At 43.3% G+C, this 23,732-nt stretch carries 21 protein-coding genes; 5 read left to right on the forward strand and 16 right to left on the reverse strand.

Annotated features, from left to right (window positions below; genetic code table 11):
• Nucleotides 1-25 precede the first annotated feature (25 nt).
• From IHV80_RS21190 to IHV80_RS21220, 7 genes are all read right to left on the reverse strand, one after another.
• A complete protein-coding gene (locus IHV80_RS21190) occupies nt 26-913 on the reverse strand; it encodes a DUF2861 family protein (RefSeq protein ID WP_192890851.1) in 888 nt (295 codons plus the stop codon).
• Nucleotides 913-1,572: a response regulator transcription factor VxrB gene (vxrB, locus tag IHV80_RS21195; RefSeq protein WP_192890852.1), complete on the reverse strand. Its 660-nt coding sequence runs from the start codon at nt 1,570-1,572 to the stop codon at nt 913-915. Before vxrB ends, IHV80_RS21190 begins: the two co-directional genes overlap by 1 nt.
• Nucleotides 1,547-2,998, reverse strand: coding sequence for a sensor histidine kinase VxrA (gene vxrA, locus IHV80_RS21200; RefSeq protein WP_192892192.1), 1,452 nt, complete (start codon nt 2,996-2,998; stop codon nt 1,547-1,549). The genes vxrB and vxrA overlap by 26 nt, the downstream gene beginning before the upstream one ends.
• A 288-nt stretch (nt 2,999-3,286) precedes the next feature.
• Complete coding sequence (gene pntB / locus IHV80_RS21205; RefSeq protein ID WP_102435155.1) at nt 3,287-4,666, reverse strand: Re/Si-specific NAD(P)(+) transhydrogenase subunit beta; 1,380 nt, start codon at nt 4,664-4,666, stop codon at nt 3,287-3,289.
• Nucleotides 4,667-4,676: 10 nt separating this feature from the next.
• Complete coding sequence (gene pntA / locus IHV80_RS21210) at nt 4,677-6,224, reverse strand: Re/Si-specific NAD(P)(+) transhydrogenase subunit alpha (RefSeq protein ID WP_192890853.1); 1,548 nt, start codon at nt 6,222-6,224, stop codon at nt 4,677-4,679.
• A gap of 299 nt (nt 6,225-6,523) precedes the next feature.
• Entirely contained in the window at nt 6,524-6,805 is a 282-nt protein-coding gene (locus IHV80_RS21215; protein ID WP_192890854.1) for an HlyU family transcriptional regulator, read from the reverse strand.
• A 39-nt stretch (nt 6,806-6,844) separates the two neighbouring features.
• On the reverse strand, nt 6,845-7,213 hold the full coding sequence (locus IHV80_RS21220; RefSeq protein WP_065105775.1) for a late competence development ComFB family protein: 369 nt from the start codon (nt 7,211-7,213) through the stop codon (nt 6,845-6,847).
• Between the two features lie 338 nt (nt 7,214-7,551).
• Between IHV80_RS21220 and IHV80_RS21225 the strand changes: the two genes are divergently transcribed.
• A complete protein-coding gene (locus tag IHV80_RS21225; protein ID WP_192890855.1) occupies nt 7,552-8,793 on the forward strand; it encodes a GGDEF domain-containing protein in 1,242 nt (413 codons plus the stop codon).
• 96 nt (nt 8,794-8,889) lie between these two features.
• Here IHV80_RS21225 and IHV80_RS21230 read toward each other — a convergent pair whose 3' ends face one another.
• Together IHV80_RS21230 and IHV80_RS21235 are read right to left on the reverse strand one after the other, a co-directional pair.
• Nucleotides 8,890-9,900: a Solitary outer membrane autotransporter beta-barrel domain gene (locus IHV80_RS21230; RefSeq protein WP_192890856.1), complete on the reverse strand. Its 1,011-nt coding sequence runs from the start codon at nt 9,898-9,900 to the stop codon at nt 8,890-8,892.
• Nucleotides 9,901-9,978: 78 nt separating this feature from the next.
• Nucleotides 9,979-10,950, reverse strand: coding sequence for a GGDEF domain-containing response regulator (locus IHV80_RS21235; RefSeq protein WP_192890857.1), 972 nt, complete (start codon nt 10,948-10,950; stop codon nt 9,979-9,981).
• A gap of 131 nt (nt 10,951-11,081) precedes the next feature.
• On the opposite strand from IHV80_RS21235, the gene IHV80_RS21240 reads away from it, so the two are divergent.
• Nucleotides 11,082-11,519 (forward strand): DUF3069 domain-containing protein, encoded by a 438-nt coding sequence (locus IHV80_RS21240; protein WP_004731036.1) that lies wholly within the window; start codon nt 11,082-11,084, stop codon nt 11,517-11,519.
• Nucleotides 11,520-11,896: 377 nt separating this feature from the next.
• Here the strand turns inward: IHV80_RS21240 and modC are convergent, their stop codons facing one another.
• The 4 genes from modC to IHV80_RS21260 are packed head-to-tail and all read right to left on the reverse strand — an operon-like array spanning nt 11,897 to nt 15,980.
• Nucleotides 11,897-13,003: a molybdenum ABC transporter ATP-binding protein ModC gene (gene modC, locus IHV80_RS21245; RefSeq protein ID WP_192890858.1), complete on the reverse strand. Its 1,107-nt coding sequence runs from the start codon at nt 13,001-13,003 to the stop codon at nt 11,897-11,899.
• On the reverse strand, nt 13,000-13,698 hold the full coding sequence (gene modB, locus IHV80_RS21250; protein WP_192890859.1) for a molybdate ABC transporter permease subunit: 699 nt from the start codon (nt 13,696-13,698) through the stop codon (nt 13,000-13,002). The genes modC and modB overlap by 4 nt, the downstream gene beginning before the upstream one ends.
• Nucleotides 13,699-14,457, reverse strand: a complete 759-nt coding sequence (gene modA, locus IHV80_RS21255) for a molybdate ABC transporter substrate-binding protein (RefSeq protein WP_192890860.1) — start codon at nt 14,455-14,457, stop codon at nt 13,699-13,701.
• A gap of 56 nt (nt 14,458-14,513) precedes the next feature.
• On the reverse strand, nt 14,514-15,980 hold the full coding sequence (locus IHV80_RS21260; protein WP_192890861.1) for a cobyric acid synthase: 1,467 nt from the start codon (nt 15,978-15,980) through the stop codon (nt 14,514-14,516).
• A gap of 269 nt (nt 15,981-16,249) precedes the next feature.
• Between IHV80_RS21260 and IHV80_RS21265 the strand changes: the two genes are divergently transcribed.
• The 3 genes from IHV80_RS21265 (at nt 16,250) to IHV80_RS21275 (ending at nt 19,473) form a co-directional block, all read left to right on the forward strand.
• Nucleotides 16,250-16,639, forward strand: a complete 390-nt coding sequence (locus IHV80_RS21265; protein ID WP_192890862.1) for a YgiW/YdeI family stress tolerance OB fold protein — start codon at nt 16,250-16,252, stop codon at nt 16,637-16,639.
• Between the two features lie 111 nt (nt 16,640-16,750).
• The gene (locus IHV80_RS21270; RefSeq protein WP_192890863.1) at nt 16,751-17,275 is read left to right on the forward strand and encodes a hypothetical protein; all 525 of its coding nucleotides are present in this window, start codon (nt 16,751-16,753) and stop codon (nt 17,273-17,275) included.
• A 311-nt stretch (nt 17,276-17,586) separates the two neighbouring features.
• Nucleotides 17,587-19,473, forward strand: a complete 1,887-nt coding sequence (locus IHV80_RS21275; RefSeq protein WP_192890864.1) for a methyl-accepting chemotaxis protein — start codon at nt 17,587-17,589, stop codon at nt 19,471-19,473.
• 160 nt (nt 19,474-19,633) lie between these two features.
• On the opposite strand, the gene IHV80_RS21280 is transcribed toward IHV80_RS21275, so the two are convergent.
• The 3 genes from IHV80_RS21280 to IHV80_RS21290 form a co-directional block, all read right to left on the reverse strand.
• A complete protein-coding gene (locus tag IHV80_RS21280) occupies nt 19,634-21,241 on the reverse strand; it encodes an ABC-F family ATPase (protein WP_192890865.1) in 1,608 nt (535 codons plus the stop codon).
• Between the two features lie 391 nt (nt 21,242-21,632).
• A complete protein-coding gene (locus IHV80_RS21285) occupies nt 21,633-22,334 on the reverse strand; it encodes a putative ATP-dependent zinc protease (protein WP_102435167.1) in 702 nt (233 codons plus the stop codon).
• 11 nt (nt 22,335-22,345) lie between these two features.
• Nucleotides 22,346-23,530: an amino acid aminotransferase gene (locus IHV80_RS21290; protein WP_192890866.1), complete on the reverse strand. Its 1,185-nt coding sequence runs from the start codon at nt 23,528-23,530 to the stop codon at nt 22,346-22,348.
• Nucleotides 23,531-23,732: the final 202 nt, after the last annotated feature.

The following is a 23,732-nucleotide window of genomic DNA, read 5'->3' on the forward strand; positions in this document are numbered from 1 at the left end:
ACATAGTTAACGGCACAATTTTAAATTACTTTAACTCTTCTTCGCTAGAAATATCATAAGTTTTACTGATAGTTTGTGCTTGTTCTATCGCTATGTCACCTTGCCAGCGCGAATGGATCATCGAAACTGCCAATACGTAGCGATCATTAGGAACTTCTTCAGCACTTAAACTAATCGGATAATCTGACTCATAGCTTTTGCCCCACACCTGTTCATAGTGCTCGTCGATGTAATCGTACAAACCAACGTCTAACTTTGGTAATGGGCAATATGGGTTAAGAAGCTCTTTTTTGTCGATTCTCCAGGTGTCTTTAGATGCCCAACGTACTTGCTGTCGCATCGTAATTTCACCAAGAATGATCCAAGTACTCCAAGCTACGCCCCCTTCGGCTTTCACATTTAATCGGTATAAGCCAGAGTCCAATTGAGAAGGTAAGTTGTAGCGTTGCTTATAAAGACTGACTGATGCGTTATTCACGACTTCGTTGTCTTTAGTGAGTTCACTGTCTGATGATACAACTTTATCGACCCATTTCTCGAAGGTGATGTCTTGGATATTCTCTTCGGACTCAACTTCGATCACAACTCTAAACGTATCTCGCCCAGGGCTTTGAATGGTGTGTCTTTTGACGACCACCGAATTAATCCATTCCGGTAAGGTCTTTTTGGTGAGGGTTTTTCCACAATCCTTATTTAACGCTTGGTCAAATAATTCATTGAGGTGATCTTCTCTTACTTGAGAGGAATTAATTTGCCAAACTTCCACTAATGAATCAAACATCTGGGATAAATCGTTATCCAGCAGATGTTTGTGCACTTGCGTCAGAGTATCACTATTCTTAAACCAATCGGCCGCTTGTGCCGGGCTAACGATACTTGCTAACGCTAACAGTGGAAGTAAGGCTTTTTTCATTACGCTTTCATCTTATAACCAACGCCACGAAGCGTTTCGATCTCAAGACCTGGTAATTTCTGTCTTAGTTGAAGAACGTGCGTATCTACGGTACGTGTTGTTGGGAAATGGTTGTAACCCCATACGTGGTCAAGCAATTCATCACGTGTGAATACACGACCCAAGTTGCTTGCCAAGAACAAGAGTAGATCAAATTCGGTACGTGTTAGCGTGACTTCTAGTTCGTTAAAAAACACTTCGCGAGTCGCTTTGTCGATAACAAGGTTCTGAGCCATCACTTTTGATGAATCTTGCTCTTCAGCATCTGGCAGGCGTAACTGCGCACGGATTCGAGTAAACAGTTCAGCTTCTGCGAAAGGCTTAGTTAAGTAGTCGTTTGCACCTGAATCTAGGCCTGCGACTTTGTCTTTTACTGTCACAAGTGCCGTCAACAAAATGACAGGAATGTCTTTCTTCTTCTTCCAAGCTGGTAGTGAATCTACTGAGTCACCGTCTGGCAGTTGGCGATCTAGAATCACTAGATCCGCTTGCTCCCAGTAGCCTTCAACTTCAGAGATTAACTCTGCATGCAAACATTCATATCCAGCTTGCTCAAGGCTAACTAATAAACCGTCAGCTAAATTTTTATCATCTTCAACGAGAAGCAATGTCTGTTTCACAAGGTATCTCCAAAATAAATGTTGTTGGGGGGCCTATCAGTGTCATGTGACCGCCCATTTTTCCGACCATAGATTCCACTATCGTCAGACCTAAACCTAGTCCACTTTTACTTACAAATGGCTTTCGTAGTTGCCCCCAATCTTTACGGGACAAGTCTCCATTATCTATAACTTTGAATGTCAGCTTCTTGTCAGAAGTATTCAGTTCTAGTATCACTGGAGCCACACCGTATTTCACGGCGTTTCTGATCAGGTTATCGATACACGTACCTAACCAATATACGTTCAACTTTGCAGCAATGTCTTTGTTTACTCGGAGTTCAATACCCGGAGCAAAATCTTCTTCGACTTTATACTCAAGCCATTCTTGTACACTCGGCACCCACTCAGTGGCCAGTGGTTGATTATCCGACTGTAGGTAATCTTTACTCGCTTCAGCTAACTGCCTTAAACGACGTGTGTCTTCACAAAGTCGACGGAATTCATCATATACCGTTTCTGGTAAGTGTTCGAATTCACGCCTAAAGCCTTCAACTGTTAAAGATAAACTCGCGATTGGTGTTCTTAGTTCGTGAGTCAAGATCTGAAGGACAAGCATTCGACTTTTCATCTCTTGCTTCTTACTATTCCAACGATATATCGCCCAACCCACCACAAGCATGATATTGGCAAACACCAGTATGAACATCGCGACTTGCAGAAGTTCTGAGTGATCTTCTATCTCCCAACACACGTTACCGCGTTGAACGAAACAGCTGTTGCCTTCCGAAGATAAACTGAGCGATAAACCCGCTAGTGTTGCGTTTTCAGACCAAATCGGTTCTTTGTATAAATAGTATCTGTCGCCGCGTTTAACCCACATTTCATCAAGTTCAACAAACATGCTCGCACCAGCCAGCAGTGCCGTAATTGCTTCGCTGTCCATATCCTGCAAGCGAGATAATAGTTCATCATGTTCGACGTTTGGGCGTTCTTGAATATGCATAAAGCGCTTCAAGGAATCGAACTTATCAGGGTACTTTTCAACGTAACGCGCGGCATAAGAACCACCACCCGGGTGGATAAGGCCGCTACGACTAAACCAACGATCAGAAAGCTTGGTTCCTTTACACATTGCGCGAGTAAACACCAAAGGCTCAGTAATTAACGGACTAAGTGGTAATTTCCCGCTACACGTTTTGGACAGCTGGTAGAGGCGTTGAATATCTTTTAATGGGTACTCTGCTGTTTGTGGCAGCATAGAAGACGGCATGATCAAGCGAGTTGGATAATCCGCTTGAAGCAATCGAATATCATAAGACTCGATGGCCGTTTGATGATCAAACAACTTAGTAAAGTGATCAATACGCTCAGGCAAAGAATCAGCAAACGCATTTGCTGAAACGACTAACGAAGCGATGAACAGAGTATATATTCTTTTGATGATCACAAACCAAGCGTAAATTCATACAGATCAATCAAATATATACCATTAGCTATCAAAGATAAATTTTTAACCGCATGAAAAGTGGTGTGTATTTAAAGAGAAAACGATTCCGAGCCTTAACCGGCGGCTTCAATAATCAAATTACCCGTGAATACCCAGCCCTTATTGCCAACACAAAGACTGCATCTATGTGCGTAATAAGATCTCCAATTTTGAACAGCTTAGTTCGCTAGAATCAAAAAAGGAGCTCATATGAGCTCCTTAGTTTTATTGTAGAATGATTGCTGTTTATAGATGTTCTAAAATGCTTAAGCAGCTTTTCTTCGCATCACCGAACAACATCTGAGTATTGTCTTTAAAGAACAACGGGTTTTGCACACCGGCATAACCTGTATTCATAGAGCGTTTGAACACGATAACATTTTGAGCGTTCCAAACTTCAAGCACTGGCATACCAGCGATTGGGCTGTTTGGATCTTCCAATGCTGCAGGGTTTACGGTGTCGTTCGCACCAATAACCAATACAGTATCTGTCTCATTGAAGTCATCATTGATTTCGTCCATTTCAAGAACGACATCATAAGGTACTTTCGCTTCAGCAAGCAGTACGTTCATGTGACCCGGTAACCTACCCGCAACTGGGTGGATGCCAAATCGAACATTAATGCCTTGAGCTCTTAGCTTTTCAGTGATCTCATGCACTGGATATTGAGCTTGAGCTACTGCCATGCCGTATCCTGGAGTGATGATGACTGACTTAGAGTTTTTCAACATGTCAGCCACATCTTCTGCTGATGTTTCACGGTGTTCACCCTGCTCTTCATCACCATCAGACACAACCACTTCTTGGCCAAATCCACCAGCAATAACGCTAATGAACGAACGGTTCATCGCCTTACACATAATGTAAGACAGAATCGCACCAGACGAACCTACCAATGCACCGGTTACGATCAACAAGTCGTTTGCAAGCATGAAACCTGCTGCCGCAGCTGCCCAACCAGAGTACGAGTTCAGCATCGATACAACCACTGGCATATCTGCACCACCAATCGATGCCACCAAGTGGTAACCGAAAGCGAATGCGATAAGCGTCATCAGCATAAGAGCGAACATGCTGCCATCAGCTTTAACGAACATAATCATTAGCAATGTAGAAGCAACGATAGCCGCTAGGTTCCATTTGTGCTTATGAGGGATGTTCAATGCAGATGATGAAATCGTGCCACGAAGCTTACCAAAGGCAACAATAGAACCCGTGAAAGTAACCGCACCGATAAACACGCCAAGGAAAACTTCAACAAGATGGATTACGTGTTCTGCGTGCGTTGCCGCTTCTGGTGCGTCAATGTAGCTGTTGTAACCAACAAGTACGGCAGCCATACCTACGAAGCTGTGCAAAATTGCCACCAGCTCAGGCATTTCTGTCATTTCTACTTTCTTCGCGTAGTGGATACCAATACCACCACCGATCACCATAGCAATGATGATCCACACAATACCTGCAGAGTGAGGGCCAAAGATCGTTGCGATCAATGCGATTGCCATACCAGTGATACCGTAATAGTTACCTGCGCGAGCAGATTCCTGTTTCGATAGTCCGGCTAAGCTCATTATAAAGAATACAGCAGCAATGATATAAGCTGCTTGTACTAATCCTTCAGACATCTGCTACTCCTTAGTCTTTACGGAACATTTCAAGCATACGTTTGGTCACGGTAAAGCCACCAAAGATATTGATACTTGCAATTAATACGGCAATAAATGATAAGAAGGTGACAACGCCACTTCCTTGACCTATTTGCAACAACGCGCCCACAACAATGATCCCTGAGATTGCGTTTGTTACTGACATCAAAGGCGTATGCAGAGAATGACTCACATTCCAAACTACGTAATAACCCACCACACAAGCGAGAACAAAAACGGTAAAGTGAGATAAGAACGCAGCAGGCGCAACCGAGGCTATCCAAGCAAAGGCACCAACCGCCACTGCCATACCCGCCGCTTTCTTTATCGGAGAAACAGGCTCTTGAACTTTTGGTTGTGGCTTAACAGCTTGAGGCTTCGCTTGTTGAGGTTGGGCTGAAACTTGAATTGGTGGAGCTGGCCAAGTGACCTCGCCCTCTTTAACTACGGTAACACCACGAATCACAACATCTTCAAAGTCGATATCGATATTGCCGTCTTTCTCTTTGCAAAGCAGTTTTAGCAAGTTAACCAAGTTAGTTGCGTACAGTTGAGACGACTGAGTCGGCAAGCGACCTACCATATCGGTGTAACCCACAACTTTGACGCCATTCGCGGTCGTGATCACTTTATCAGCAACGGTATATTCACAGTTACCACCATTGGCCGCTGCAAGGTCGACAATCACGCTACCCGCGCTCATGCTATCAACCATTTCTTTTGTTATCAGCTTAGGCGCAGGACGCCCAGGGATCAGTGCCGTCGTAATGATGATATCAACGTCTTTCGCTTGAGCCGCGTAAAGCTCTTCTGCTTTCTTGTTGAACGCGTCAGACATCTCTTTTGCGTAGCCATCACCAGCGCTTGTATCTTCCTTGAAATCAACTTCCAAGAATTCAGCGCCCATAGACTCGACTTGCTCTTTTACTTCAGGACGAACATCGAATGAACGAACAATCGCACCTAAGCTACCCGCAGCACCGATAGCCGCAAGGCCAGCAACACCCGCACCAGCAACCAATACTTTCGCTGGTGGAACCTTACCTGCAGCCGTAATTTGCCCCGTAAAGAAACGACCAAACTCATGGGCGGCTTCAACAACAGCACGGTAACCCGCAATGTTTGCCATAGAGCTCAGTGCATCCAAAGCTTGAGCTCTAGAAATACGCGGTACCGAGTCCATTGCCATCACATTAATATTACGGCTAGAAAGCTGTTCCATTAATTCTGGGTTTTGGGCAGGCCAAATAAAGCTGACCAGTGTTGCGCCATCTTTAAGTAACTCGATTTCATTTTTAGACTCATCAACGATGGGAGCGTTAACTTTAAAGATAATATCGGATTTCCAAGCTTCATCTGCGGTTACAACTTTTGCTCCAGCTTGTTCATAAGCTGTATCATCAAAACTTGCTAACGCACCTGCTTGTGATTCAACACAAACTTCAAATCCTAATTTTAGAAGCTGTTCTACCGATTTCGGCGATGCAGCGACTCGCGTTTCACCTGCGAGTGTTTCTCTTGGTACACCAATTTGCATAGCTATTCCTTGACTATTGGCACAATGACTTATTCGTTTGTATCTAACGACAACTAATACTTCAAGCGTTTTGTTCAAAGAACAGGAAAAGTTATTACTTATAACGATTTGGATGGATTTTGAGCACTTAATTTAGATAAATGACGGCCCTCTCGAATAAAGAGGTCAAACCACATGCCAATAATCCTTTTAATAACAACCTACTAGCTGTTCTTTATCCCTAAAACTAAAAAGAGCTTTCAGCATATACACTGAAAGCTCTCTAAATTATGACCAACATCAATTCTAACCCTAATTGGTTAGCTAAATATATTGTCGCCCATTTGGTCAATGAACATTTGCGATTTTTTAAGCATCAATTCATCGGCGTCTTGTTTGTTTGAAACAACATCAGAACGAATAAAACGATGAGTTTTAATTTCACCGTCGATTTCTTTCTCGATACGACCAGCCACACGGTACTGACCAGATTCTGCAATGGCGTTTTGATAGATATTGAAGCCTTTGTATTCCACTGGCTCAATTTCTACTTTTTGTTCGGTTTTTTCTTTGCCACCAAATAATCTAGAAAAGAATCCCACGTTTTTTACTCCTTAAATGACCGTTCTGACACTAAACTATCACGACTGTTTAGTGTTCAACAATGGCTTTTCATACCATTGCAATTCTACGTCATCGTCAAAATTGTGTTGACTAAATATAACGGGCACATTGTCCGTTCGATCTCGTCTTCGATCCTCTATAATCATGCTTTCCGCATTTTTGACTGCGATCTCACTATTTCTTTTATAGAGCACTAACTTGTCTTCCGGTAATGCCGAAAGAAAATCAATATCAAAACGGATATAGATAGGTTTCAGTTGCCCCAACGCAAGGCAAGCGAGATCGGCAAGCTGCTCGCTTGTATAACTCGACACATACTCCTCGGTAGCCAGTACATGACCGACAAGCGTTTCCATATAATTGTGTACATCCACACTGATTTGCATACTACGCCTCCATTTGTAGCTATCACGACAGGTCGCGTTCTAGCCTGATTGGCAACGACCTGCATATTGTTACCTTACTATACCCTACTTATTACTACAGATTTACTAACTGCATGTTAACTAACTATAACGACTAATTAATTTCTCATATATACTGTGTAGTTCGTTCTATGGTTAATAGCAACTCAAATACATATAAAAAGAGTTGCATCAATGGCGACCTATGACTATGTTTTTGCTCTGATTTACGCAAAAAGCTTGGCAATCGCTTGTTTAACCGTATCCTACGTATAAAATTAAATTACAAGATCATCAGTACACTTAGGCTCACCACATAAATGGCATCTTCTTTTGTAACGTCGAGCATGTTTCGATTTTGCTTTCCCTTACTTCTATTAGCAATGTTACTCGTAGGTATGAACAACGTCATTCTCGTGACGGATTCAAACTTAGGGTTTGCTAGCAACCTCCCGTATATTTTATTGAGCGTTGCCGTTTTGCTGTGCCACACATTCAGGCAAGGTCGTATGGCTATGGTGTCTATCACCATGCTCGTTGCCTATTTGGTCATCCAAGTCCGCTTACAAACCCCGTTAAACACTGGAACCACATTATTGGAGCTGTCTCTTCTGGCCGCTTTAGTTCCGGTAAGCTGTCTGTTGGTCTATGCGTTTCCTGACACCGGTGTCAATTCGAAATCCATGTTCCTCTACACCTTAGTGGTGGTGCTGTTCATGGTTTGGGCGCAATTAATTGTGTCTCACTTCCATGCCGGAGGTTTTGAATCATGGAGCGAAGGGGTTCTCTTTACCGTTAGAGACTTTTCTAAACTACCTTTTGTACTGGTGCTTTATAGCCTTTGCTTGCTTGGCCTAACGTCGATTTTGGTTTTGGTCTACAACCGCTCTATCGATGTCGTTGTTTACAGTGCGATTTTGTTGGCTTCGAGTACCTTCATATTCTTTGATATCCAATACATCTCAAGCACCATGTTTTCTTTGTCAGGCACACTGATTATCGTCTATGTGATGTCAGCCAGCCACGATATGGCCTTTAACGACCAACTGACCAATATTCCTGGGCGACACGCCTTAGAAGTCGATATGAAGCACTTAGGACGTCATTACTCTATGGCCATGGTCGATATCGATCACTTCAAACAGTTTAATGATACTTATGGACATGATATTGGCGATGACGTGTTAAAGCTGGTGGCTCGCCTTCTGAAAGAGACAACCGGTGGCGCTCGAGCATACCGTTATGGTGGCGAAGAATTTACGATCATCTTTAAGGGCAAACACTCTGATCAAGTGAAAGAGCACCTTCAAGCGTTGATTTCTGAGATTCAGAACTATGATATGACCATTCGTAACACTCAAGATCGTCCAGATGATCATGAAGTTGGTATCAAAAAACGTGGCCAAAACACCAATCCGACCAAGGTTGTGAATGTTACGGTGAGTATTGGACTGTCTGACAGTACAACCACCAAACAACCCGAAGAAGTGTTGAAGCTTGCCGATAATGCACTTTACAAAGCGAAGGAAACTGGGCGAAATAAACTGTGCGTTAACAGTTAGACGCTATGGCTAGAAGCCTTAAGCGCTATAGTTAGGAACTTAATCGCTATAGCGACAAACGAGCCTTTGGAAGAGAGCTTATATCCTGCTAGAAGGTTAATCTTGGTTGAAGAAGATAACCAAGCTCCCGCCTTTCAAGCTGCTACCGTAATTGATCGTAAACCCAATCCCCACATTATCAACCCAGTCGTTAAATAGGTTTGGGTTCAGCAACCAACCTACGCTGCCCTCATAATATGATGTTGTGCCCATAGGCACGACAGTATCACCACCAATATCAATCCTCTTGATGCTCGAATACATGGAAGTGATGTTCTTATCCCAACGAACTAAGTCATAAAAGATCTTCGCTTCATTGGCGATATACCAACCTTCTGGGTGGCCGATGTTACCGTTATTGGCTTCTCCCCAACCCACACCATTAAAATAATGCCAACTGGTACTGAGTTTGTATTTACCCCAATTATTCTTGTCTTCATAAATCAATTTAATTTTGGGTTCTATGATGTAAGCCCAAGCGTCAGTATTGAGATAAACCCCATCAAGTGCGTCTACCAGAGGCTGGGGTACATTGCCTCGATAATCATAGTCATTGCGATAATATGAGATGTGATTGCCGATACCTGAATGAAAGCTCCAGTATTCATCTAATTGGGCGACATTCGAAAACTCAACATACCCCGAAATGACGGTCTCTTTTTGAACGTCAGACACAGACGTTGATGAATAATTGACTTCATTCTCAGTGCGTAATGCAGACAGACGCAGCGTCACCTCTTGATGGTTATCTTCTATAGTGGCAGGTAATTTGAAAGTGTAAGGAAGACTGAGAGAGGCCATGTTTTGTCTTCGGCTTACCGAGTCACTCGAACCGATGTCTTCATTGTCCAGACGAAATACTTCGTTTGGGTCAAAGTTATTGATACCAAAAGTGAATACGTCAGTATCGTTAAGAAGCACGCTGGTTGCAAAGTTTCGCTCTATCTCCTTACGAACAAGATCAGATATCGTGTTTGCAGAAGCAACGGTAGGAACAGATAAACAGAATACAGGGACAACCAGTGTCCAACATGTATTAGCCATAGAAAATGACTTTGAATGTGGCATTTCTTTTATCACTTAAAGCACTTCCAAGCTGAAACGCTAATAGAAGTATAAATTCAAATATCCAGAAGAGCTTGCCAACTAGCCTGCAAGCTCCAAAATACTACGCTGTATAAAGGTATTTCTACCACTTTGTTTTGCTTGATAAAGCGCTTGGTCGACTTTTTCATAAATTGAAGCGATCGATTCTCCGCCTGCAGGCACGAATGAGAGTACACCTTGTGACGCTGTCACTCTATCTGATACGCTTGAGTGGTCATGGGCATAGTTCATTTCATGCAATGCTTCTTTTATTCGAGTCGCATGTAATTTAGCAGCGGTGCTGTCCGTGTCACTTAAAACCAAAACAAACTCTTCACCGCCATAACGGCCGACAAACTCTCCAGCCCGAACAAACAGCTGTTTCAAGGTCCTGGCAAGCCCTTGTAAGCACTTATCCCCTTGAATATGTCCGTAATTATCGTTGTAAGGCTTAAAAAAGTCTACATCTAGAAGTATCACTGTCATGGGGATATTACGTCTTCCGTGCCACGCAATGCTCTCTTCAAGCTTAGTATCCATATATCGACGGTTATACAATTTTGTTAAGCCATCTTCATTGGCTTGCTGTTGCAGAAGTATGTTCAATTCTTCAAGTTTAGCCGTGCTTTGTTTTAACTCTCGCCTCATGTGCGCAATACGCTGCATCGCGATAAGTTTTGAATTCAGTACCACTTTGTTAACCGGTTTGATTAGATAATCATCACCACCCGCATCAATCGCTTTCGCGATCATTTCAGGTTCTTCATGGCCACTCAGAAATATGATAGGAACCCATTCGGGGAATTGTCTACGAACCTCGTTAGCGACCTCAAAACCATCCATGCCTGGCATGCTGATATCAAGTAATACGAGTTCAGGATCAAAATCAGAATAGATGTTTAGAGCTTCTTTACCGCTACCCACCGCTTCCACAATATGTCCTAATTGCTTTAGACGAATCGCCAGTTGCATCCTGTCTAGTTGAACATCATCAACCAGCAATATGCGCATCGAAGATCCCTTTTCTATCATCACATCACCTTTATCTAGCGTTGAATATTGAAAGTAGCTCAATTTTGGGCTTAATTCATGCCCTAACGTCTATATTATATTGACTTTTTTACAGATCTTTTTAGCATTGTTTCTTTTTAAAGAGAAATACTATGTCAGACGCTACAAATAACGAAGTACAAGAAATCGATTTAACCACTATCTCACCAGAGCTTCGCCAAGTTATCGAATTTGATGAAGTGCCTAAAGAGATGCACAACATGGTTACTTCTATTCATGAGGTGTCTGAAGAAGCAGTGCGTGAAACTTGGAGTAGCCTTCCAGCAAGCGCACAAAATGTTTTGGACAACTTTGAGCAATTCCACGCTCTAATCTCTGTTAGCCAAGCTTTCGCTGGCGTAAACATGATGGAAGAGTTCCCTACTCTTAAACTTCCAGAAGGCATGTCTGATGAAGAAAAAGAAGAGTACCGAGCTCAATTGCTTGACCAAATTTTACATAACTGTGTAAAAGATATGGCTAAGCAAATCAAGAAAGCACGCCGTGATGCTATCTTGAAGCGTGATTTTAAAGAAGTTTTCATCCGATAAGCCATTCATCTCACCTAGATTTAGGTTGAGTGCTTAACGAAAACTTAATGATTAAGCCGTGTGTTACTTCAAACATGCGGCTTTTTTGTGCCTGTTGCTTTTTCTGTTCGTTGCTTAATTTCGTTGTTCGTAATGTTCTTGTGCCAATGCAGCACTTGTTATTGTTAGAGCAAGAGCAAGCAATATGCCTTAGCACTCATACAGTGTGGCGCAAAACTGGCAGTTATACCGTATAAAAATGACGCATGTATCCATTCATGGAATCAAGATCAACATTCATATCGCTTACAAACATTAAACATCGCTGACAAGCTGTAAACATAGAAAAGACAATGGGCGAACTTATCTCACTCATTGCCTCAAAGGCCTCATCTGAATCAGTGCGTAACGGCAATATCTCGCTGAGCGACACTCACACCTTTAATTTGAGCGTAAACTTGCTGACCGATTTCTAAACTCAACTCGTCCAACGCCCACAAGGTTATCGTGGCCCACAAGTAACAACCAAGCTCTAGCTCCAGTTCTACCGCAACACTCTGCTTATTTGAGCCTTGCTGGTGCGTCTCTACGCTTTTAATAGTAACAGGAAGGATATTACGTATCGAAGTGCCTTGCGGCTGTTCTAGCGTGATAGAGACATCATTTGCCCTAACTTGTAACCTTACTGCAGCCCCAATGTCGCTCGATACCTTCTGAACCCACAACGATGTCGATTTTCCAAGCTTCAAACGAGATAACGCATAATCGTCATTGTGCTCAGCTAGCGTTCCTTCAAACAATGAGCTTTGTTCTGAGAATGATTGCCATGGTTGCATCGCTCTTGAAGCCCACACCTCTTCTGTCACGCCCGACGAAATGACTTTGCCTTGCTCAATGATCACAAGGTGATTGGCCAAGCGTAAAATCTCGTTAAGGCTGTGCGTCACATAAATGATTGGAATCTGGACAGTTTCAGAGAGGTTTTCCAAAAATGGCATCACTTCGCGCTTACGAGGCAAGTCGAGAGACGCTAAAGGCTCATCCATCAACAAAATGCTCGGCTTAGACAACAAAGCACGTCCAATTGCCACACGTTGCTTCTCACCACCCGACAAACGTGCTGGGTAACGGTCTAGCAATAAACCGAGAGACAACAAGGAGACAATCTGATCGAAATGCGTTTTATCAAAGTCTTTGATGCCATATTTAAGATTGCCTGACACCTTCATGTGTGGAAACAATCGTGACTCTTGAAACACATAGCCGACATTGCGTTTGTGAGTCGGCAAGTTAATGCCCTTCTCACTGTCGAACAAGGGGGTTCCCGACACGCTGATCAAGCCCTTATCTGGCTTTTTAAGGCCACTAATTGCATTGATAAGTGATGTTTTACCCGCGCCAGAACGGCCAAAAATCGCAGTAATGCCGCTACTTGGGAGTTCTAAGTCGATATCAAAGAAGGTTTCACCCAACTGTTGCTGGTATTGGAGGATCAAAGTACTCATACATTGCCTCCTAGTCGTTGTGCAGACTTCTTATTGAGCCATTCAGATAGCATTAATGAACCAAGCGCTATCACAATAGAAATGACACACAAACGTGCCGCTTCCATTTCAGCGCCAGGGGTTTCAATAAAAGTATACATGGCCAATGGGATGGTTTGAGTTTCACCGGGAATATTTGAAACGAAGCTAATTGTCGCACCAAATTCACCCAAGCTTCTTGCGAATGAAAGCATGGTGCCGGTAATGATCCCAGGGATCATAAGAGGTAATGTAATAGTGAAAAACACACGAACAGGTGAAGCGCCCAATGTGGCTGCGGCCTCTTCAAGTTTGCTATCGACAGTTTCTAAGCTCAGGCGAATAGAGCGAACCATTAATGGCAACGCGACAACAACACAAGCAAGTGCCGCGCCCTTCCAGCTAAAGCTGAATACAATACCAAACACGTCATTAAGCCATGAGCCAATAACGCCTTGTCTGCCCATCATCACCAGCAACAAATAACCGATGACCACAGGGGGAAGCACCAAAGGTAAATGGACAATGCTCTCGACTATGCTTTTGCCAACAAACTGTTTCTTAGCAAGCAGCCATGCTAAGCCAATGCCGATGGGAATAAGCCATAAGATGGCAAATCCAGCAACTTTTAAGCTCAGCATTAAGGCTTGGTATTCGTACTCAGATAAAAACATCATTTAATGCGCTTCAAAACCAAAACTGTTCAGAATGTCCTTCGCCTTTTCATCGTTTAGAAAAGTATAGAAGTCATTCGTGGTTAATTTGTCGTTCAACTTAGCTACAGGGTAACGTATTGGTGTGTGGAGATTCGAAGGAAACGTGGCAACGATATCGACTTCTTTCGACAATAACGCATCAGTTTTGTAGACAATGCCGAGCTTCGCTTCACTTCGCTCCACCAAGGCCAATGCCATACGAACATTGTTACTTGGTGCCAATCGAGGGCTCACACTATCCCAAACACCCAGAGCTTCTAAAGCTTCCTTAGCGTAGATACCTGCAGGCACCGACATAGTGTTACCGACGGCAAGTCGTTCATTAGTCGTTAGTTTAGCCCATTGCTCTCCCTTTGAGATATCCAATGATACCGACATCTCTTTCGGGGAGATCAACACAAGTTCGTTTTCACACAAGTTTGTGACATTGTCACTAGAAACGTATTTTCGGTCGACCAAATGCGTCATCCACTTTTCATTTGCCGAGATGAAAATGTCTGCTGGCGCCCCTCCTTCAATCTGTCTCACTAATGACGATGTGCTGGCATAAACGGGAACAATATCGACCGAATGTTCTTTCTCAAACTCTTCTATCAACAAATTAACCGCGTTAGTCATAGACGATGCGGCATAAACTCGTAGCTTTTCTGCCGCCAAAAGATGAGTCGAACTCAACGAAGTCGTTAACGCCAAGGTTACAAGGGTGACTAGCTTTTTCATTGTTCTCACTTATCTGTTGTTCGTTTCAGCTGTTAACTGATATTTTCAATTCAGGCTTAAACCTTCAATTCTGGCCACAGCAAATCAAGATTTAAGTGCTCTTCGATGGCATCAGCGATTCGGTTAATACCCAACTCTTTAAGTTGTTCGTGGTCAATCGCGGTTACATCATTGGCTCCTGCCCATTCGCAAATAAGCGATAATGCATCACTGTTATCGAATACGCCATGCAGGTAAGTACCAAAAATGGAGTTGTCTTGATTTACAGCGCCGTCTAGGCTGCCTGATTCTAACTGAACCGGTAAGGCTGTTTCATTGACATCAGTCCTACCTACGTGAATTTCATAACCTTTTACTTGTGCTGATTTTCCATCTAGCGTCATGGTGCCGCGCACGTTAGTTAAGGTTTTCTGCTGCGTTAAGGTCGTTTCAGTATCGAGATACCCTAACCCTTCACTGCTACCTGGTTCACCCTCAACACCATCCGGATCGTGGATGATCTTTCCTAGCATCTGGTAACCACCACAAATACCCATCACCTTGCCACCTAAACGTAGGTGGCGCTGAATATCTTTATCCCACCCTTGCTCTTTTAGGTAATCCAAATCGGCTCTTACTGATTTTGTGCCCGGCAAGATAATCAAATCCGCGTTGTTTACACGCTCACCTTTGCCTACGTAACGTAAATCAATGGAAGGATTGAGTCGCAGCGCATCAAAGTCTGTGTGATTGCTAATTCGGGTTAGAACAGGCACCACGACTTTAAGTTTAGCTTCTCCGTCAGACTCTTGGGCTGAAGTGATGGCATCTTCCGCTTCAAGGTTGAAACCATGAAGATATGGTAGAACACCAATCACTGGCTTACCGGTTTTCTCTTCTAGCCAATCAAGGCCTGATTGGAGCAACGCGATATCGCCTCTAAAGCGGTTAATCACAAAACCTTTTACGCGATCTTGTTCAGACTCAGATAATAGTGCCAATGTGCCGTAGAGGTGCGCAAACACGCCGCCACGGTCGATATCAGCCACGATAATCACAGGGATGTCTGCTTTCTCAGCAAATCCCATGTTAGCGATGTCATTTTCACGTAGGTTGATTTCAGCTGGGCTACCCGCACCTTCAATCATGACACTTTCATATTCTGCAGAAAGTCGGTCGAATGAATCAATAACTGTATTCATCGCGATTTTCTTATAATCATGGTATCCCGTCGCTTCCATATTACTGATCGCTCGGCCTTGAAGTATCACTTGAGCGCCCGTGTCTGAGTTCGGTTTCAACAATACAGGGTTCATGTGAACAGACGGCTCAATATTACAAGCTTGCGCCTGAACCGCTTGCGCGCGACCAATTTCGCCACCATCTTTTGTCACAGCACTGTTTAAAGCCATGTTTTGTGGCTTAAACGGTGCCACTTTGATGCCTTTTCTGGCCAATACACGGCATAAACCTGCCACCAAAACACTTTTCCCGGCATCTGACGTTGTCCCTTGAACCATAAGGGCGCTTAATGGTGCTCGCATCTGTACTTCAATCCTTAATGTTTTAATTTTTAATATTCAATTTATAGCTGTGGGCAATATTTCTCTGCCTCCATCTTAACGTCATTGCCGAGTAGATGCTCAATAAAATGAATGGAAAATGAATACCTTACTCACTCTGGATTCAACCCTAGTGTTGTTTAATAGCTCCATCGAAACGAAGCTTACAAACAAAATAAGCGTATCAACGAAAAGAAACGTTTCAAATTAAGAACAACGTTTCTACTAAAAACAACATTAAGGAATTCATCATGAAAAAAACTGTATTAGCTATCGCAACCACTATTATTCTTGCTCCTACTTTCGCAATGGCTGGTGACCACAACAACAATAGTGCCAACAGCAAGCACGAAAGCCCTATCGCTTACACAGGGCCAATTGAGACCGTTTCTGTTGCAACACTACTTGCAGACACAAGCATGTTTTCAGAGCAGGACGCGATTATAGATGGCAAGATTGTTCGCCAGCTTAAGAATGACACATTTATCTTCTCTGACGGACAGAGTGAAATTCAAATTGAACTGGATGACGATATTCACCTAGCACAACCACTAACGGCAGAGACTAAAGTGCGTATCTTCGGCGAGTACGAAGGTGGTAAAACACCAGAGATCGAAGTTGACCACATCCAAGTGTTGTAAACTTCAAAACTCAAAGATCTCGCTTTAAATAACGAGCTTCAATAAATTGGCCTGCATATTGCATGCTTTTTTGTATATACTGCCGAAAAATACAATTTATATGGAGTCACCATGCTAGGTCGCACAAACAAGACTGTCCTTCTGGGGTTAGCTGCACTGTGTTCATTCTCTGCGTCTGCAAACAACTTTAACTACAACACATTCGAGCTGCGCATGGGTACGAGCCCGAGTACTTTCGGTGGTGAAGTCACGACAATGTTCACCCAGAACTCACACCTCGTTGCACGTATCGATTCTGAATTTGAAAGTGATTGGGATGCGGCTGTAGGTATGGGATTTAATGGTCCAATTAGTCAATTTGCTGACGTAACGGGTCAAATGCTACTGCACAACATTGAGCGTAATGACGACAACCACATCAAAACTGAAGTCAATATTGGCTTGAGAGCATGGTTAATGGCAAACGTTGAAGTTAACGCACGCCTAGGCCAACTGATCGACAACGACGACACGCATTCAATAGTTGGTGTTGGTGCACGTTTCCACTCTACGGATCAACTTTCTGTTGGCCTTGATATGCGAAACAACGGCACTTACGGCCACCAAATCTTAATGTCGGCTCGATTCGGTTTCTAATAAACCGTTCGATGCTTAAAGCACAGTAAATAATTGATAGATCGGTATTAATTTACTATGCGATACCTCTAGGCTAATCGGTTCTAACACTGGTTAGCCTTAGAAAAACCTTTCGTTATGCCCTGTTTTGCACCTCACTGTTTGATACAAAAACCAAAGGTCTTCGCGATCAACAACCTCTCTAACTCTCTGTTTTAGAGCTCTTTCCATATAATAAATTTCTTAATAGATCCCGATTGATAAAACCACTTTACGATAGTATGTCGTACTGATACCCTCTCTAAAAATTCAAATAGAGTGAAGTACCGTAAATGGGTGTTAGCAACATTTCAATCAAGAACAAATTAACATTGATGTTTGTTGTCGTTATTTTCGCGATGACAATGATTCAGACATACATAACAGGGAAGCAACTTCTTAACGAAACTTACCGCTCTATCCAGCAGTATTCGACAACTCTTACTAATGCCAATGTTTCCGGTATTGAGAAATGGGTTACAGGACGCATCAACGTGGTAAACGCAGCCAAAGACGCGTTTAAATACACAGACGACCCAACAAGTTACTTCACGCAAAGCACCAACGCAGGTCAATTCCAAATTGCTTATGCTGGTCTTTCTGATGGCCGCTTTCTACAAGGCGTTGACTTGCCGGTTCCTCAAGGCTACGACCCTCGCACACGTGATTGGTACAAAAAGCCGATGGCGACAGGGCAAACTGTGGTCACTGAACCTTACATTGATGTGGCAACCAATGACCTTGTGGTAACCATCGCGAGCCCTTTTAGCACCAACGGTTACTCTGGTGTCATCGGCGCAGATCTTAACCTCACCACCTTAATCAAAGATGTGGTGAACATAGAGCAACCTGGGGTTTATGCATTTCTTGTCGACGGCAAAGGTAATATCGTTGCCCATAGAGACCGCAACCTAACGCTTAAGTCGGTTTCTAACATTTCAAGTAACCTTTCAGCTCAAAAGATCCAATCGCTTGCACGAGACCCAGCATTTGAAGAGCTGACGATTGATGGCGCTGAATCTCTACTCTCGGCAAAGAAAGTCCCACACACCGATTGGTATTTCACGGTCGTTATCGATAAAACCAAATCTTTTGCCTCTTACCGCTCATTACTGCGCCAATCGGCGATCTTTGGCCTAATACAGCTTGCCGTTATCGCATTTGTTGCGATGTTCATCATCAAGAAAGCACTTGCGCCATTAACGACGTTAAGCTCAGCTATGGAAGCATTGTCTAAAGGCGATGGCGACTTAACACAGCGTATCACCGTGAATAGCAAAGACGAGATCGGCACGCTTGCGCACCACGTCAACGCGTTTATCGCTAAGCTACAAGAGATCGTGCGTGATATTGCTGATTCTTCTCATCAGCTCAATCAGCAATCTGAAGTCAGTACCAATGTTGCACGTCAGACGAGTGAAGGCCTGTCGGTTCAACTTCATGAGATTTCACAAATTGCCACAGCAGTACACGAGATGTCGGCAACGGCAGAAGAAGTGGCAAACAACGCACAAATGACAGCAGATTCAGCGATTGGATCGACCGAAAACTGCGAACAGGGCAAACAAGTGATTATTCGTAACCAAGATTCGATCACTAACCTTGCTCAACAAGTAGAAAATGCTTCAGGAATCATTCAAGAAGTTGAGAAGAATGCGTTGGATATCAATGCGATACTGGCAACAATTTCAGATATCGCGGAACAAACCAACCTACTCGCTCTGAATGCGGCCATTGAAGCGGCACGTGCGGGTGAACAAGGTCGTGGTTTTGCCGTTGTCGCAGACGAAGTTCGAGTTCTTTCTCAACGTACTCACAGCTCTACTGATGAGATTCGTGAAATGATTGAGACTCTTCAGAAAAACAGCGTCAGTGCAGTGGAGTCAATGCAACGCAGTCAAGACTTGGCGCAGTCTAGTGTTGATGATGCAAACAACGCCACGACTGCACTAGAAGAGATTGCGACGTCGATTCAACAGATCTCCGATATGGCGTCACAAATCTCAAATGCGGCTTCCGAGCAAAGAACCGTAACCGGTGAAGTGAGTAAGAATATTCAGTTGGTTAATGACGTGTCAGATAACATGTCAACTGAGGCCGACAACTCTCGCCATTTATCTGAAGAGCTGCGCGGTATCGCTCAACAATTGAATACACAAGTTCAGTTGTTCAAATACTAATTGTAGTGATTAGATTCTAGCTGTCGTTGCTTATAAAACGTAGCCCAAACAAAAAGCCCCCGACCACTGTTGTGTTCGGGGGCTTTCTTTATGTTCGTATCAAATTAGCTGTACGTGACTTAGTTTGTATACAGAGTTACCTAGCCGCTAATCAACACGACTATAAGTTAACCATCAGCATCTTTTTCTGGTGGTCTAAGTACTCTTCATAAGTACCTTGGAAGCTTACTAGCTGTTGGTCTTTCACATCAATGATGTGATTTGCTAGTGAAGAAACAAACTCACGGTCATGGCTTACGAAGATAAGCGTGCCAGTGTAAACCTTTAACGCATCATTAAGAGCTTGGATTGCTTCCATGTCCATGTGGTTCGTTGGTTCGTCCATAACAAGTACGTTGATGTCTTGCATCATTAGCTTGCCAAATAACAGACGGTTTTTCTCACCACCAGAACAGTTACGTGCTTTCTTGTTTGCATCATCAGCAGTAAACAATAGACGGCCCAAAATGCCACGTACCATAAGGTCATCGTGCTTCGCAGTACGCCATTGTGAGATCCAATCGAAGATGCTCAAATCATTGTCGAAGTCTGTTGTGCTGTCTTGTGGGCAGTAGCCTACAGACGCGTTTTCAGACCATTTAACGATGCCTTCGTTTTGCTCTAGCTCTTGAACTAGACAACGTAGCAGCGTGGTTTTACCCACACCGTTCTCACCGATAACGGCAAGACGTGTACCCGCTTCAAGCAGCAAGTTGCCACCAGCAAACAGTGTTTCGCCATCGAAGCCGTGACCAAGCTCTTTAAGTTCAAGCGCTTGACGGTGTAGTTTCTTACCTTCACCAAAATCAATTGATGGGCTCATACGGCTCGATGACTTCACTTCATCAAGCGTGATTTTGTCCATTTTCTTCGCACGAGAACTTGCTTGTTTCGCTTTAGATGCGTTTGCACCAAAACGGTTTACGAAGTCTTGAAGTTCGCTGATCTCAGCCGCTTTCTTAGCATTGTTCGCTAAAAGTTGGTCACGAATCAACCCAGATGCTTCTAGGAAGTACTCGTAGTTACCTGGGTAAACACGAAGTTCGCCATAGTCGATATCCGCCATGTGCGTACATACAGAGTTCAGGAAGTGTCTATCGTGCGAAATGATGATCATTGTACATTTACGCTGGTTTAGCTCTTCAGCAAGCCAGTTAATCGTGTGAATGTCCAAGTTGTTGGTTGGTTCATCAAGAAGCAAGATATCTGGGTTTGCGAACAGTGCCTGTGCCAATAGCACACGCAGCTTCCAACCCGGAGCAACTTGTTGCATCAGGCCGAAGTGAAACTCTTCTTCGATACCCGCTTGAATTAGGATGTCACCTGCACGGCTTTCTGCTGTGTAGCCATCCATTTCCGCGAATTCGCTTTCAAGTTCAGCGACTTTCATGCCATCGTCTTCGCTCATTTCTGGCAAAGAGTAAATGCGGTCACGTTCTTGTTTTACTTCCCACAACTTTCTGTCGCCCATGATCACAACATCGATAACGCTGTACTGTTCGAATGCGAACTGATCTTGGCTCAAGACACCCAGTTTTTCACCTGGAGTGATAGAAACGTTACCCGAGCTTGGCGTTAATGCACCACTTAGGATTTTCATGAACGTTGATTTTCCGCAACCATTGGCGCCGATCAAACCGTAGCGGTTGCCGTTACCAAATTTAGCAGAGATGTTTTCAAACAGCGGCTCTGCGCCAAATTGCATTGTGATGTTCGCGGTAGATATCAAAGAACTAATTCCTAAGCGTGTACTGACAGATAATTATTAGACTATTTCTATAACCTAAATAAGAAGTACGAAAGTATGGATTAAACAAAAATCGAAGCGCGGATTATATAGAGATCTCGATCACGTTGTCGAGGCTAAACAGTAAACGAATGGTAAACATAGACCATTTAGATGCTTTTCATACGTTATTAACGTGTAAATAGAAAAATCCCCGCCAGTTGAACTGACAGGGATTCTGTTTATCGACACTAACAAGTGTTCTAAGCTTATTGCAATTAAAGCTATTTGCTCTTGAATCTAATCGATCTTAAAGCTCGTCTTGTTCTTGAAACTAATCGCTTTTAAAACTATCTCTCTTCAAGAATAAAAGCCTTGATGACAAGATGAACCGTTATTTAGTAATTTTCTTTTGAACGTACTTTTGGCTTACATCTACTACCGCAACATCTCTAAAGAAGCTTCTACCCAAAAGAAGTGGGAAAGAAAGATGCGTTCGGTCTGCTAACGTAAACTCAGTCTTGTCTTTTAGATCACCGATTTGAATTGAAGCGACAACAACAGCACGTCGCTGTGTGCCTTCAGCACTTGATTGCTTGATCTTCACCCAACGTTCTACAGGTAAGCTCACCTCTTCCGTTGTGATGCCATCATGTTCAATTTTAAATTTGACCCAATCTTTGCCGTCACGTTCGAAATCGACAATATCGACTGCACTGATTGATGACGTCGTCGCACCTGTATCGACACGAGCTTTAAATGCTTCTTTAAGACCAGGAACAAACACCCACTCTTCTTCACCAAGGATCAATTTGCCATCACTTGTTTTTCTAGCCTTCTCTACTGGCTTTTCAACAGGGGCAGGTTTTACCTCAGGTTCAGCAGGCTCTACTGGTTTTACTTCTTCAGGCTTTTCTGTAGGTTCCGTTACTTTCTCGCCTTCCGTTGCTTCAGTCTCACCCTTTGAAGAATCATCAACAACAGGTTGTTCGATTTGAGGCTTTTGCTCTGGCTCGACAGGAACTTGAGTCGTCGTCGAACAAGCAAACAGGCCACCACTTAACATCAGGGTTATAATCGCTTTCCAATTGTACATTCAGTCACCTTTTATTTTGATACGTTGGCTATCGCCTTTGCTACGTAAGGAATATGAGATTCGGAAAGGCCTGCAATATTGATGCGTCCATCACCAACACCATAGACTCCATATTCTTCACGTAATTGATTCATTTGAGTTTCTTTAAAGCCTAGTACACTAAACATACCTTTATGGCTTTCAATGAAGTCAAATTGTGACGTGTTATAAGTATTTCGCAATTCATCACATAAACTTTGGCGCAGATTTAACAAACGTTGCTGCATTTCACTCAACTCTTGCTTCCAAATCTTCGTTAGCTCTTGATTCTGAAGAATTGTTTTAACCAGAGCAGCACCGTGATCAGGCGGCATCGTGTAAGTTGAACGAGCCAGCGTAAGAAGCTTACCTCTTGCGTTGCCAACGTGTTCGCTATTCTTGCCAATAACGATCGCAGCACCCGTTCTTTCACGATACAAACCGAAGTTCTTCGAGCAAGATGTTGTGATCAGCATTTCTTCTACGTTGTTAGCCATGTGTTGAAGACCTTTCGCATCTTCTTCTAGGCCATCGCCAAAGCCTTGGTAGGCAATATCAACGAACGGTAAGAAACCATTTTTTTGCGATAACTTAGTAATTTCCTGCCACGCTTCAAAATTGATATCAGCACCCGTTGGGTTATGGCAGCAACCGTGAAGTAGTACCACGTCTGATGGACCCGCTGTTGATAGGTCTTCCATCATTCTTGCAACATCAACTTGCTTAGTTTCAGGACTGAAGTAATTGTAGTATCGAACCTTTAAGCCTGCCGCTTCCATCACCGGTTTATGGTTTACGTAGCTTGGGTTTGAAATCCAAACCGTGGTGTCTGGTTGAGAAACTTTCATTAAGTCACCCAACATACGAAGTGCACCACTTGCACCTGGTGTTTGAATCGCGGCTACACGACCTATTGCTGAAGTCCCTTTAAGCAGCAGATCAACCATGCTCTGGTTAAACTCTTCACAGCCTGCTAGGCCAACGTAAGCTTTGGTTTTCTGAGTCTCGACAACAATATCTTGAGCCATAGAAACGGCTTTCATGATAGGTGTTTCGCCTTGGTCGTTTTTGTAAACGCCAATGCCTAAATCGACTTTGTCAGTACGAGGGTCGCCACGGTAAGCGACAGAAAGAGATAAAATTGGATCTAAAGTTGGTTTTGGTAGATGTGAAAACATGAAAGTCACAACCCTTTGAAATTCAAGTAATGGATTTCACGTTAACATTTTCGTACTAAAATCAGAAACATTTTTTAATAGAAGCTCTTAGTTACCATAAGTAATCAGAGATTGGTCGTTTCAAACGGATAAATAGTGCAAATTTCAAACACCTAATGACCTATTTCACAATTTAAAGCGCTTTATTTCTATGTGTCTTATG

This window comes from Vibrio bathopelagicus, assembly GCF_014879975.1.
In the GTDB taxonomy this organism is placed as follows: Bacteria; Pseudomonadota; Gammaproteobacteria; order Enterobacterales; family Vibrionaceae; genus Vibrio; species Vibrio bathopelagicus.